General features: G+C 56.0%; 5 protein-coding genes. 2 read left to right on the forward strand and 3 right to left on the reverse strand.

Annotation, left to right across the window (positions count from 1 at the left end; all coding sequences use genetic code 11):
* Window positions 1-102: 102 nt before the first annotated feature.
* Window positions 103-2295, reverse strand: coding sequence for an AMP-binding protein (locus AB1L30_RS11675; protein ID WP_367013601.1), 2193 nt, complete (start codon window positions 2293-2295; stop codon window positions 103-105).
* A 407-nt stretch (window positions 2296-2702) separates the two neighbouring features.
* On the opposite strand from AB1L30_RS11675, the gene AB1L30_RS11680 reads away from it, so the two are divergent.
* Window positions 2703-10064: an SDR family NAD(P)-dependent oxidoreductase gene (locus AB1L30_RS11680; protein ID WP_367013602.1), complete on the forward strand. Its 7362-nt coding sequence runs from the start codon at window positions 2703-2705 to the stop codon at window positions 10062-10064.
* A 51-nt stretch (window positions 10065-10115) separates the two neighbouring features.
* Window positions 10116-11777, forward strand: coding sequence for a GH3 auxin-responsive promoter family protein (locus tag AB1L30_RS11685; protein ID WP_367013603.1), 1662 nt, complete (start codon window positions 10116-10118; stop codon window positions 11775-11777).
* A gap of 50 nt (window positions 11778-11827) precedes the next feature.
* Here the strand turns inward: AB1L30_RS11685 and AB1L30_RS11690 are convergent, their stop codons facing one another.
* Together AB1L30_RS11690 and AB1L30_RS11695 are read right to left on the reverse strand one after the other, a co-directional pair.
* The gene (locus tag AB1L30_RS11690) at window positions 11828-12679 is read right to left on the reverse strand and encodes an alpha/beta fold hydrolase (RefSeq protein WP_367013604.1); all 852 of its coding nucleotides are present in this window, start codon (window positions 12677-12679) and stop codon (window positions 11828-11830) included.
* 1 nt (window position 12680) lies between these two features.
* On the reverse strand, window positions 12681-13856 hold the full coding sequence (locus AB1L30_RS11695) for a dipeptide epimerase (protein WP_367013605.1): 1176 nt from the start codon (window positions 13854-13856) through the stop codon (window positions 12681-12683).
* Window positions 13857-14051 lie beyond the last annotated feature (195 nt).

Consider the following 14051-nt stretch of genomic DNA (forward strand, 5'->3'; position numbering starts at 1 on the left):
TTGGTTCTGGCGGTGGTTACCTAGATCCAATAGACCGTGAAACAGATCGCAACGTGGTGCCGCCTCAAGGAATTCCCGTGAAGGCTCCTTTTCTCAAAGTCATCAGCGATCGGAACCTGGTCGGGGAACATTCCCTGTTGTGATGACGCTCAATCGGCGAAGCACGTCGTTTTCGCTCATGGATTCGACTTCGGACAAGAGGGACTCGAACCTGGCTCCGCCTGACTGTCGGCGGGTAGTTGGTTGCGGAGAAGTGAACTCGTCGGCCACTTGCTGCGCGAGGAATCGTGCGAGTTCTTGCGTCGTGGGATAGTTCCAGACGACGATCGGATTGAACGAAAGCTTAAGACGTTCTTCGACTTCAATCGCCAATTCGACCGTCTGTAGCGAATCGAGACCAAGCTCGGCCAATGGACGATCAGGCGTCGCATCTTCTCGAGAGACACCACCATTTTCGACGAACCAGTTCAGTAGCCACTGTTCGATCTCTTCCGCAATATGCTCGACGTTTTCAGGTGGGGTGTTGGATGTTCTGGGCTCGGTGGCGACCGGCGTGGTCGCTGCGACTTCTTTTGCCACCACTTTGGCTCTACGTGGCTTTTGCCAACTCGCCATTACCTTCAATTGCTTGTCCAGATGAAGCTGTTTACTCAACAGACGTTGCAGTTTTCCGCTGGTGGTGCGGGGAATGCTGAACGGGCGAACCAGCAAGATTTCGGTCGGCTCGACGCCATGCGTATCAATCACGGCCGACCGAATTCCGCGCAGAAGTTCGTTGAAGTCGCCGTTCTTGTTGGATCGGTCAAGCTCGTGGAGTATTACCAGTTCCTCTTCGTCATCAATCGTTATCGAAAAGGCAACACTCGATCCGTTAGGCAGCGACTCGTGCGACTGGCTGGCGGTGGTTTCGATGTCTTGGGGATAATGGTTGCGACCACGAATGATCAACAATTCTTTGAGGCGCCCACTGATGAAGAGCTGGCCTTCTTCCGAAAGAAAGCCCATATCGCCGGTTCGCAAAAACTGCCCGGCGTCTGGAGCATCTTTCAACGTGGCCCGAAATGTCATCTCGGATGCGTCTGGTTGTTGCCAGTAACCACGTGCGACGCTCGGACTGGCGACCCAGATTTCGCCGATTTCATTCTTGCCACAGCGGTGGCCCGTCTGCGGGTCAACAATGGCGACTTGCCCTTTCAGGAGGGGCTCGCCACAACCGACCAGTACCGCCGAATTATTTTCCGCGGAAGAGTCGGAAGGGATCACTTGATGCTGCGACAACGAGACGCGGTCGACCTGTTTCAAAACAGGTTCGCAGCGATTGGGATTGCCGCTGACCAAAAGAGTCGATTCGGCCAACCCATAACAGGGATAAAACGAACTTCGCTGGAACCCCACTTCTCCAAATTTGTCGCAAAACCGGTCAATCGTTTTCGCCCGGATTGGTTCTGCGCCGCAGAAGGCAATCTCCCAGCACGAGAGATCAAGCGAAGCAATGTCGCTTGACGGGATCTGATCGACACAGAAGTCGTAGGCGAAGTTGGGTGAGCCAGAGATCGTTGCTCGAAATCGTGAAATCGCTTCGAGCCAACGTATCGGCCGCTTCAAAAACGAATTGGGAGACATCAAGATCGTGTGGCCGCCGATGTACAACGGCGTGAGTATTCCACCGATCAAGCCCATGTCGTGATGCGACGGCAGCCAAAATACGCCCGAGGCGATTTCGTCGCCATCGACATGGAATTGCTGCCGAAATCCCTGGCGAATGGTTTCCAGGTTATGCAGCAAATTGCTATGGCTGACCATCACTCCTTTCGGTTCGCTAGTCGAACCGGAAGTGTATTGCAGGAAAGCGATCGCATCGCCCTCGATCCATGGCAGTTCAACTGAGTCGGATGCCTCTGCGGAGGCAACGGCGAAGCTGAGAACCTCGATGTTGGGACAGAACTGCGACAGATCGACCCGTTCCATGACCTCCTGAACGCACAAGAGAAGACTTGCCCCGCAGTCTTTCGCGACCGCTGCCAGGCGATTGTTGGGGCGTCGTGGCTTCGGTTCAGTGACCGGAACCGCCAAAACGCCGGCATAAAGGCAGCCTAGATAGGCGGCGACAAACTCAGGACCCGACGGGAAAATCACCAACGCACGATCGCCTGGGCGACACCGCTTTAACAGTGCCGCAGCAACCGCGCGTGCTTTCAAGTTGAGTTCGCTGTAGGTGGTGACCTTCTCGTTGTCGCTCTCGTCGAGGAATGTTATCGCCGGTCGGTCGGGATGGAGCTCTGCCCAAATATCCACAATCTCGCTAATGGTCTGGCAATTAGCAAAAGACCTGGAGGCTGCCTCCGTTTGAGGTTTATGCATCGATCAATTCGTCTCAAAGGTCCACGCTGGCAGAAGTTGTGAGTCATGGATGCGGTGTTTTGAGAGAGGGGACTTAAGTGCTATCAGGCCCCCCGTTCGTCTGATATTAGTTATTCGCTCGATGGCAGTCAACAAAAAGAGAGGCGACCACAATCGGCTGTCCAGGCAAGTGAGGGAAACATGACAACCTTGTGTAAATTACCTGCTTTTACTATTGAGATCTCATTTGGATGGGTTATCACTGATGTTACCCCCCAAAAATAGCATATTTGACGGCCAACTGGAGAGCATTCCACATGCTGTCCATATGTCTCCTATTCATTTGAGAGCATGTCTTTCCCGTGAATGATCTGGCATTCCGCCTTTCTCAGCTTCCACCTTCGCGCTTGCAGTTGTTGCGACGCGAAATCGAACAGTCCGTTCCCTACTCAGAACCGATTGCAATTGTCGGCATGGGATGTCGCTTTCCTGGTGCTCCCGATCTGGCGGCGTTCTGGCGTTTGATCTCGGAAGGGCGCAACGCGGTCGGAGAGATTCCAGAAGATCGATGGAACGTGGACGAGTTCTACGACCCGACTGGCACGCCCGGAAAGATGACCACGCGCTTCGGTGGCTTTTTAAAGGACGTCGATCAGTTCGACGCCGCGTTCTTTGGGATCAGTCCGCGCGAGGCGGCGAAGATCGACCCGCAGCAGCGACTTCTCTTAGAGATCGCCTGGGAAGCCTTAGAGGCCGCAAGTATCGCTCCGCAGCGACTCCGCGGATCTTCGACAGGGGTGTTCGTCGGAATCGGAGCCGCGGACTATGCCAAGATCCCGATTTCATACCACGACTATTACCGTCATATCGATGCGCATTCGGGCACAGGGAATGCGCTCAGTATCGCTTCGAATCGGCTCTCTTACGTCTTTGATTGGCACGGCCCCAGTTTAAGTGTTGACACTGCTTGTTCATCTTCCCTGGTCGCGTTGCATTTGGCGGCGAACAGTCTGCGATCGCGAGAATGTGACATGGCGTTGGCTGCTGGCGTGAACATGATCCTCACGCCAGAAACGACGGTGGCGTTCTCCAACGCTCGGATGTTATCGCCAGATGGAATGTGCCGGCCATTCGATCGGCGCGCCAATGGCTACGTCCGAGGGGAAGGGGCAGGCCTCGTTGTTCTCAAGCGTGTTACCGATGCCATTGCCCAAGGAGATCAGATTTTGGCAGTGGTCCGTGGTACCGCAGTCAATCAGGATGGGCGAACCTCTGGGATCTCGGCACCTAACAGCCATTCCCAGGAAGCGGTGATCCGTGAAGCACTTGCCAACGCCGCGCTGCTTCCTTCGGACATTTCTTACATCGAAGCCCATGGAACCGGAACGCCGCTCGGCGATCCGATCGAATTCGAGGCCTTGAAACAGGTCTTCCGCCGCGATTCTTCCGATGACCCTGTCTGCCATATGTCATCGCTGAAGGCGAACACCGGCCACATGGAAACGGCCGCCGGAATCGCTGGACTGATCAAGACCGTATTGATGTTGAACCATCGACAGCTGGTGCCTCAAGCAAATTTCGAGCAACTCAATCCGTTGATTCAGTTCGAGGGAACTCGGTTACAGATTCCCACCCAAATCAGCGACTGGCCAGAATCGGACGGACCTCGTCGTGCTGGAATCAGTAGCTTTGGTTTTGGTGGAACCAACAGCCATGTCATCCTGGAAGAAGCGTCTGCGGTGGTGCGACCCCAGCCAGTGACGTCTCCGTCGACCAAGCTTGTCACGCTGTCTGGCAAAAGCCCTGCCGTGGTTCAAACGATCGCCAAACGTCTGGACGAGGTTTTGGAGCAAACCAACTCCATCAATCTCGACTCGATGTGCTTCAGCGCAAATGTCGGCAGAAATGACTTCGGCCACGCTGTCGCGATTCCTTTCGCAGACGCTTCCGACTTGCGGAAGAAGCTGCAGGAGACATTCGCGAACGGGCAAGGCAAGATTCAGCGACGGCCCACGAAACCACCGAAAGTGGCGTTCGTATTCACCGGGCAGGGTGGTCAATATGCCACGATGGGAAAAGAACTTTACGAAACCCAACCCTTATTCCGCGAAACACTCGATCAATGCGCCGCGTTACTTCGCGAGGAATTTGATTTCGAGTTGCTCGAGATTATCTTCGCCGAAGCCGAAGCAAGCCGCATCTCGAATACCGAGTTCACGCAGCCAGCGCTGTACGCCGTGGAATATAGCCTGGCGATGCTTTGGATTTCGTGGGGAATCGAACCGGCAGCGGTTATGGGACATAGCATCGGCGAGTTCGTTGGCGCTGCGATTGCGGGCATTTTCTCGTGGCAAGATGGACTTCGCCTGGTAACCCAACGGGGTCGCCTCATGCAGTCGACTGCGGCCAATGGTGCTATGGCCGCGATCTTTTGTGGGCCTGATCGGCTTGCCGGCATGCTTCAAGGGAACGAGAGCCTTGTTTCGATCGCGGCCTGTAACGGGCCAGCCAACACGGTGATCTCAGGCCGGAAAGATGTTGTCGCGGACATAGTGAAACAATGCGAGCAGCAAGGCATCAAAACGCAGCAGTTGCAAGTCTCGCATGCGTTTCATTCGCCATTGATGAACGACATTCTCGATGAATTCGAGGAGTTTGCGGTAACGATTCCGATGCGCGTGCCTCGTCTACCCATCATCTCGAACCTGACGGGAACGCTGCTCGCCGAGGCGCCAGGTCCGAAGTACTGGCGCGAACATGTTGCAGCGCCGGTTCAGTTTGAACAAGGCTTGCGCTCGCTGGTGGCATTGCAGCCAGACGTGGTCCTTGAGTCCGGACCCTCCCCCACGCTGATAGCCATGGGGAAGCGGTTCATCGACGATGCCGGCCTGACCTGGCTGCCGTCGTTGCGGAGCGGGCATAGTGACTGGAAGGTCCTGATGCAAAGCCTTGCCGAGCTCTATCATCTCGGCGGCAAAATCCGCTGGGAGAACATTGCTGGCGGGCCGGCACCAGAACGGATCTCCTTGCCGACTTATCCTTTCGAACGAAAACGGCATTGGCATCAAGAGTCGGGCCGACGAGATTCCGGTCCACGGGCTTCCCAGGCAGCAGCCGGACAGCATCCACTTCTCGGAATCGAGATTCCGACACCACTCAATACAACGGTCTTCGAATCGGAAGTCGACGCATATTCGCCTGCTTACCTGGCGGAACACCGCGTGCAAGGCTCGCCGGTGATGCCAGCGGCGGGTTACCTGGAACAGGCTTTGAACGCGGCGCTAAAGCTGTTCGGTGACGGCCCTGTTTCGGTTGAGGAGGTCTCTATCCAGCAAGCGATGACCCTTTCGGTCGAGTCAACCCATCGGCTGCAATGCGTACTAGAGCAGGGGACTGGCTCGGAGCATTTGGTTTTCAAAACTTACAGCCGTCCACTGGAAGGCGACAAACCCTGGACGATGCATGCGATTGGCAAGTTGGTACGAAGCTCGCAACGGAACAAGCCGGAGGACGTACTTTCGCCAGAACGGGATCGCGCCGAGCAGTTTCCGAACCAGATTGAATCTGGTGAGTTTTACCAACGGATGCGTCAGATTGGTCTCGACTACGGCGATCGTTTTCAGGTCGTGTCCAAGTTAAGCGTCGGCAATGGCGAGGCGTTAGCGCAGCTACAGATTTCCGAGCAAGTCGCGAGTGAAAGCAAGTCGCATAAGATACATCCCGCAATTCTCGATGGTTGCCTGCAGGCAACGGCGGGGGTCGTGCCAACTTCGGAGGATGGCACGGCAAGCAATCGGACCTACCTTCCCACGGGCGTTGGAAGGTTTGAATTACTCGGCAACCCATTGGAAGCAGTGGAGATCTATGCCCTGCGAACTTCCAATGCGAATGAGCTGGATGCAATCACGGCCGACCTGTTTTTGCTCGATGCGAGTGGCAGGACGCTTGTTGAACTGCGCGGCGTCGTCGCCCAAAGTCTCGGCATCCGGCGAAAGGGAAAGGAAGACGCGACGCAACTCCTCTATCGAGTGCATTGGACCGAAGCCAAGTTGCCGGAGTTGCCAGTTCCGACCGCGATCCCTGGGAAGGCCTGGCTGGTGCTAGGCGATTCATCGGACCTGACGACCGCTACGTTCAATGCATTGCGCGAGACTGGCACTCGGATCGTCCGAGCGATCCCCGGCAACAATTTCGGTCAGTTGGACGAAGACCTTTGGCAGCTCGATTTCAGCTATGCCGAAGATTTCCGTAGCCTATTCAGCGCTGCGTTCGCGGACGCTGGACTTACATGCCATGGTATCGTTTACGTTCCCCACGATCCTGAGTCGACCGATGCGGGAATCGAGGACTCTCACGCCCAGCTGTGGGGTTCCACCCTTACGATGCTCCAGCAAACGATGCAAGCAGCGGTGGCTCCACGTCCGTTGATCGTGTTGGCTACGCAAGGCGCCCAAGTGATCACAGGAGACGAAACCTGCTCGCCAGCACATGCCATGCTGTGGGGACTGGGGCGTACCGCTTCGCTGGAGTTCCCAGGGGCTTCCATTCGATTGATCGATCTCGATCGTAGCCGGAGTGCTGCCGATTCCGCCGCGGATCTCACCGCCGAGCTTCTAGCGAGCGATGGTGAAAGTCAGGTGGTCCGTCGAGGGGGACGCCGACTTGTTGCTCGATTGGCGCCTGCGAAGTCGGGCGATCAAGCCCCTAGCGGCCGCAGCAAGAGGCTGGTGATTCCGCGTGAACCATTCAAGCTGAATATCGAAGAGCCTGGAAGTTTCGACCGTCTGGAGCTGGGCTATTTTCAGCCACCTGACTTGGAAGCGAATCAGGTGCAGCTGGAAGTTCATGCAACTGGGTTGAACTTCAGCGATATCCTGAAGGCGATGGGGCTCTATCCTGGTTTGCCGGAAGGGGAGATCCCGCTGGGGATTGAATGCTCTGGCGTTGTCACGGCGGTTGGCTCGGATGTGACTCGATTCCAGGTCGGGGACGAAGTGATAGGTGTCGCTCCGTATAGCCTGGCGAGCCATGCCATTACTGCCGACTATGCGTTGGTGAAGAAGCCGCAAGGCTTATCGCATGCCGAAGCAAGCACGGTTCCGATCACGTTCATGACCGCACATTATGCCCTTTGCTGGCAGGCCCGTCTTTCCAAGGGAGAGCGAGTCTTGATTCATGCCGCGGCGGGTGGCGTCGGTCAGGCCGCGATTCAAATTGCCCAGCATGTGGGTGCCGAAGTATTCGCGACCGCAGGCAGCGACGAAAAGCAACAGTTCCTGCGCGACATGGGAGTGCAACATATCTTCCAGTCGCGGACGTTGGAATTTGCGGAACAGATTCGTGAGGTAACCGACGGCAACGGCGTCGACGTCGTATTGAACTCGCTGCCAGGGGATGCCATCACCAAGAGCATCGCGATCTTGTCCGCGTATGGACGTTTCCTAGAGATTGGTAAGACCGACATCTATCAGAATCGCATGATCGGTCTGCTTCCTTTTCAGGATAACCTGTCGTACTTTGCGATCGATCTTGACCGGATGTTGCGACAACGTCCGCATGAAATCGAAAAGCTGTTCGCGGAAGTGATGGAACTGTTCGATCGAGGCATCTATCGGCCATTGCCGCTCACGCAATTTGCCGCGGATGAAGTTGCCACGGCATTTCGATACATGGCCCAGCGAAAGAATATTGGCAAGATTGTCGTGACGATGGCGCCAGGCCAGCGGTCGTTGGGAGCAGAAGCGACGCCAACGCAGCCAATCCGGAAGGATGCGACGTACCTGATCACAGGTGGCTTGGGAGCGCTAGGCTTACGCCTGGCAGAGTGGTTGATCGATCAGGGAGCTGGGCACTTGCTGCTTATGAGTCGGCGTTCGCCTACAGCAGAGCAGCAGCAGGCGTTGGCTCCGCTGCTTAAACGAGCGAAGGTCGAGTGCCTGCAAGCGGACGTTTCCAACCGTGAATCGCTGGAACAAGCATTGGCCAGCCTGCCTAACGAATTGCCGCCGGTCGTCGGCATCATCCACGCAGCAGGCGTTTTGGCCGACGGCATTCTTTACGATATGCCGCCGGAGCAGTTCTCGAAGCCTCTGGGCCCAAAAGTTCAAGGGGCTTGGAATCTGCACGAGATATCCGCGAACTGGCCGCTCGAGTTCTTTGTGCTCTTCTCTTCCATCTCGTCCGTGCTTGGTTCGCCTGGTCAAGCGAACTACTCGGCGGCGAATGCCTTCCTGGATGGTCTTGCCCATTATCGACGTTTGCTCGGACTGCCGGCGGTATCGATCAACTGGGGCCCGTGGGCTGAAAGCGGGATGGCGACCGCCCAGGGGAAAAGTGATCAGATCAGTGGGCGGGGAATGCGCCTCATCGAGCCGACGACATGCTTGGGCATTCTGCAGCGATTGCTGGTGGAAGGCGAAACCACCCAGGTCTCGGTCATCGATGTCGACTGGCCTGCACTTGCCAGGCAGATGCCAAAGGGGGCTCCACCGTTCTTCGCTAACTTCGCGTCCCACTGGGAGACCGATGGAAGTGCTAACGCGGCTTCCTCTCAGATCGACGAAACGTTCCTGGCAAAGCTTCGGGAGGCAGGTGACGATCAGCAGCGAGTTCTGAGATTTTATCTGGCGAACGAGCTGGCACGAATTATTGATTGTGAAGTCGACGATCTTGAACCAGATCAGCAGCTAAGTGCGATCGGTGTCGACTCTCTCATGGCGATGGAATTGAAAACCAATCTGGAAGGACGGCTGGGAGTAGAGATCCCCATGTCGCATTTGATGGAAGGCCCGAGCATCTCTTCGTTAACCGACGTGATGCTGCCGTCTCTGTGTGGAGACGCGACTGCTACGAGCGAGGCGAAGTCAGAAACATCCGCAACCTACCACAGCAGTTCAACTGTGGTGCCATTACAAACGAATGGAGAGGCTCCTCCATTGGTGTTTGTGCATCCGGTCGGAGGAGACATTCGTTGCTATCTTCCAATCGCCAAGCAGTTGGAAGGAGTCCGGCGAGTGCTCGCGATCCGTCCCGATTCGCTGGATGAACGTGGCCAGTGGCCAACCAGCGTGGAAGCGATGTGCGAATCGTACTGTGCGGCTTTGCGAAAGCAACGACCGGAAGGTCCGTACTTGTTGGCAGGCTGGTCGACTGGTGGGATTTTCGCTTACGAAATGGCCCAACGGCTCCGCAGCGAAGGGGCCGAGGTCGAGCTAATGTTCCTCGACACGCCAACCGCCGAGATCTTAGATCACGTCGATTTGGACGACCATGTCCGCTTCCTGTATGACTTGGTCAATTTCTCGAACTGGTTCTCCGGCGCCAAAATTCGCCTGGAATACACCGAACTGACAGCGATCGGTTTCGAAGCCGCCATGGAGAAAGTTCTGCAGGAAGCCAGACAGCATGGTGTGTTGCCGGCAGGAGCAACGCTGGAAGACCTTCGCCGTCGTGTCGACATGTGTCGCCATCACTTGGAACTGGCACTGAACTATCGACCTGCTCCGTTGGGGCTGCCGGTTCAGATGTATCGTCCCCAGCATACGGCCGTGTTGTCGATGGCCTCGGGGCGACGTTTAGACGACGACCTTGGGTGGGGACCTGTTCTGGGGAACGACCTCGTGATTCATCGCGTTGAAGGAGATCACTTCAGTATGCTCGCGGATGAACAAGCGGCCAGCATCGCTTCCATTTTGTCAGATTACCTACGCAAGGTCGCGCCGTAAGCCACAAGGCGGACTTCTACAAGATTCACTCCAGTCTTCGAGTACGATCCTATGATTGAACGCCGGCTTTATGTTGCCTGGAAGCAACACATAGTACGTCGATTTCGCCGCAACGCCCAGCGAGCCGCCTCGTTGCAGCGTGAACTCCTGTTTGAAAAGCTACGGCGCGAGGCCGATAGCGATTTTGGCAGAGAGCATGGTCTGGACAAGATCCGAACTGTCGAAGAGTTTCGGCGGCAGCTTCCGTTGGCAAATTACGAGTATTACCGCCCCTATGTAGAGCGAGTCAAGAATGGGGATGTGCGTGCGCTGTACGGACCATCGACCAAGGTGTTGATGTTCGCGATGACGTCGGGCACGACGAGTGCTTCCAAATACATTCCGGTCACCAATCACTTCTTCCGTGAGTACCGCCGGAGCTGGAATGTTTGGGGGCTGAACGTTTACAAGAATCACCCCGAATTGCTGCGATTAAAGACGTTGCAATTTTCGAGTGACTGGCAGCAGACCCGAACGCCTGGCGGATACTACTGCGGCAACATCAGTGGGCTTGCCGCGGATACCCGTCCCTGGATTGCGAATCTTGTCTTCATGCTGCCGACCGCCATCAATAAAATATCCGATGCAGAGTCGAAACAGTACACGGCGCTTCGGCTGGCGATGGCACGCAATGATGTTGGTATTGCAATCACGGCGAATCCCTTGACGTTGATTGGTCTGGCGCGGATGGCGGATCAGCACAAGGAATCGCTCATCCGCGATATCCACAACGGCAGTCTTAGCAGTCATGTGCAGATGAAAGATGAGATTCGACGGAAGCTAAACTCGCGAATTGGCAAGGCCGATCCGCGTCGTGCACGGGAACTCGAACAAATGGCGGATCGCGAAGGTCATTTGTGGCCGCGCGACTATTGGCCGCAGATGTCGGTCTTGGCGATCTGGACCGGCGCCGCGATGGCCCCTTATGTACCGCAGGTTCAAGAGTATTTCGGCGATGTGACGTTCCGCGATCATGGGTTATCCGCGAGCGAGGGGCGAATGACGACCCCTCTCGAGGCAAACTGTTCGGCCGGCGTGCTCGACGTGTCCACGCATTACTTCGAGTTCATACCGGAAGAGGAACATGGCTCGCCCAATCCAACGATTCTCGAGGCCCATGAACTCGAACAAGACCGCAACTATTTTCTGGTAATGTCGACCTCAAGTGCTCTTTGGCGGCACGATATTCACGACGTAGTGAAGTGCGTCGGGTTTGAGGGACAAGCACCAATTCTCGACTTCATGAACAAGGGGGCGCACTATTCCAGCATGACCGGCGAGAAGCTGAGCGAGAACCAGGTAGTCAACGCGGTTCGCGCCGCGATGCGGGAATTCGATTTGAAGTTCGAGTTTTTCACCCTGGCGCCTGTCTTTGGAGATCCACCCCACTACGAACTGTTGGTTGAGGGAGATCTCGACGCGACCGTCAAACAGCAATTCGCCGAGGCGATCGACCGGCATCTGGCAGAGATGAATTGTGAGTACGACAACCGCATCGAGACCGGTCGAATGCATGGGACGATGATCCGGTCGCTTCCCCCAGGGTCGTGGACTGCTTTCCACAACGAGGTCCTGTCGCGGGAAGGAGCCAGCTTAGAGCAGTTCAAGCATCCTTGCCTGACCAACAAGCTCGATTTTATCGACCGGATGCAGAACCCATCGCGAGTCCATTGAGAGACAACACTTGAGATCTCTGCAAGCGGTCGTCAACGTAATTGCGAGTATCAGGAAGAAACCGCAATTGATCGAGACAGGCACCATTCCAGCAGATCGTTGAGGTAGCTGCTGGGGTCAGACTCGAATTCGAGTGTATGAGTCGCCTCCGGGTACTCGATGATGTGGCGATCTTCAGTCGCAAAGCGTTCGACAAACTGGCGGATGGCATCGTTCTTCGAGATCTGGTCCTCTTTTGCCAGCATCAGCAGGGTAGGTGTATTGATCTCTTGTGGATCGCCAGTCGCGTCGGCGTACAATTCGGCGGATACCCTCGCCATTCGGAGCGACAACTTGCGCAGCGTGGCGGGATCGTCCTGAATGAAACGTTGCCACTGCGGTTGACTGGTGAAGAGCTTGGGGTCTTGCAGCGGAATTGATACCTGAATTCCTCCTAGCCCTAGGCCGACAGCCAGACGAACGGCCAGGTTTTGAAGCGTACCTGGGGCCTTACGAGAATAGAGGCCTGGACAGAGGAGGCCCAAGCCGTCGAGCTCTTCAGGAAAGTGACGGGCGATCGAGGTCGCGAGGTTTCCGCCCCAACTAATGCCGAGCAGTAGTTTCGGTGTACCTGCCGGTAAACGGCGAAGGAACGTGACGACATCGTTTTGAAGTGTTGCCAGTCGGTCCACGTCTCCGCGGCGTTGGTCGTTCAAACCGCAGCCTCGGCGATCGAGAGCATGAACCGCAAACTGGGAATTGGCCAAGTGAGAGCCTGTTTTCAGATACCAGCCGCTATGGCTGATGATCCCATGTAGCAAGATGACATGCGCCTGCGGTCGAGAGATATTCCAGCTGCGGTACGATAGCGGATACCCATCGGGTGCTTCGTAGGTGTCTATCTGCGGTTCCAATACCGACATCTCACGAAACCTCGTAGGTGCCCTGCGATTCCGCAAGCCGATCGATTGCTTGAGGATCAATTGAGACGCCGAGACCTGGCCGATCGATGCGCCGGGCGCGGCCTCCGTACTGGAAGGTGATATCGGGACGGGTCAGTTGGTCCTTTAAGAGGTGTCGATCGTAAGAACCTTCGAGGAAGCGAATGTCTGCGACCGACGTCGCCCAGTGTCGTCCGGCCGCCGATAGAATACCTGACTCGCCTGGATGACAGCCAAGCTGATACCCAAGGCCATGGCGTTGAGCACACGCTGCCAGATCGAGCGATCGTAAGAAACCGCCACACTTCGAAAGGCGAATATTGAACAAGTCGCAGGTTTGGGCTTGGATAGCCGCATTCGCGTCGACCATGCTGGTAAGGGATTCGTCCAGCATGATCGGCACATCGATCTGCCTTCTGACCTCCGCCAGGCCCTCCACCTCTTCATGCAACGAAGGCTGCTCGACACAGGCAATGTCCGCGGGCAGTAAGGGCTCGATTCGGCTAACGACCTGGTCAATGGGCCAGGCCTCGTTAGCATCGACGCGAATCACAATTCGTTTGCCCAGCACCTGGCGAATTCGTTTTAGACGGTCCCCCTCATTGGCGGAGATTCCGACTTTTACTTTGCAGTGCTGGAAGCCATAGATCCGCATCTTCAATGCGCTGATCACTTCCTTGAATGGTTTCTCTGCGGTGACAGCTCCCGAGTAGCGAACTTCCTCTAAATGCGTCCGAACAGGTTCTGCCTCGGCAATCAGCGGCACAATTCGATTGACCGGTTCCCCAAACCGAATTCCGAATGCATCGAGGAGACTAAGTTCGACCGCACAGCGAAGGGCGTTGCCATAGCATTCACGTGGATCGTCCTGCATCTGGGCCAGCGAAAACTCTCGGCATAACTTGATGACGTCGGACCAGTTCTGGCAGTCGCGGCCAAACTGTGCCAGGTTGCTGGCCTGCCACTGGGCAATGGCACCCTCTGGCGTCTCGCCGGTGACATACGACCGCGGAACACCCTCGCCCCAGCCCACGGTGCCGTCTTCCAATTCGCATCCAATCAGCACATTGGTACTCTCGTGTCGCGAAGTCGAGGCGTGCTTGATCTCCTTCCGCAGGGGAAGGTGGAGCAGGTAGGCACGGAAACGAACGACTCGCATGGACAAACACCCTGGCATCGTCAGGTAGAGAAACAAAATTCGGCAACTTGGCAGAAGCCGGGCCAGTGCCTTGGAAAATCGCCAATGGCAAATTAATAAGCAACAAATTGGGAACCATTCGGAAGGATATTGAATTAGCATAGTTCAAGCCAAATATGCTGTCACGGAGATTCGCTAATTGCCGTGGGGCATATT

This window comes from Bremerella sp. JC817, from assembly GCF_040718835.1.
Taxonomy (GTDB): domain Bacteria; phylum Planctomycetota; class Planctomycetia; order Pirellulales; family Pirellulaceae; genus Bremerella.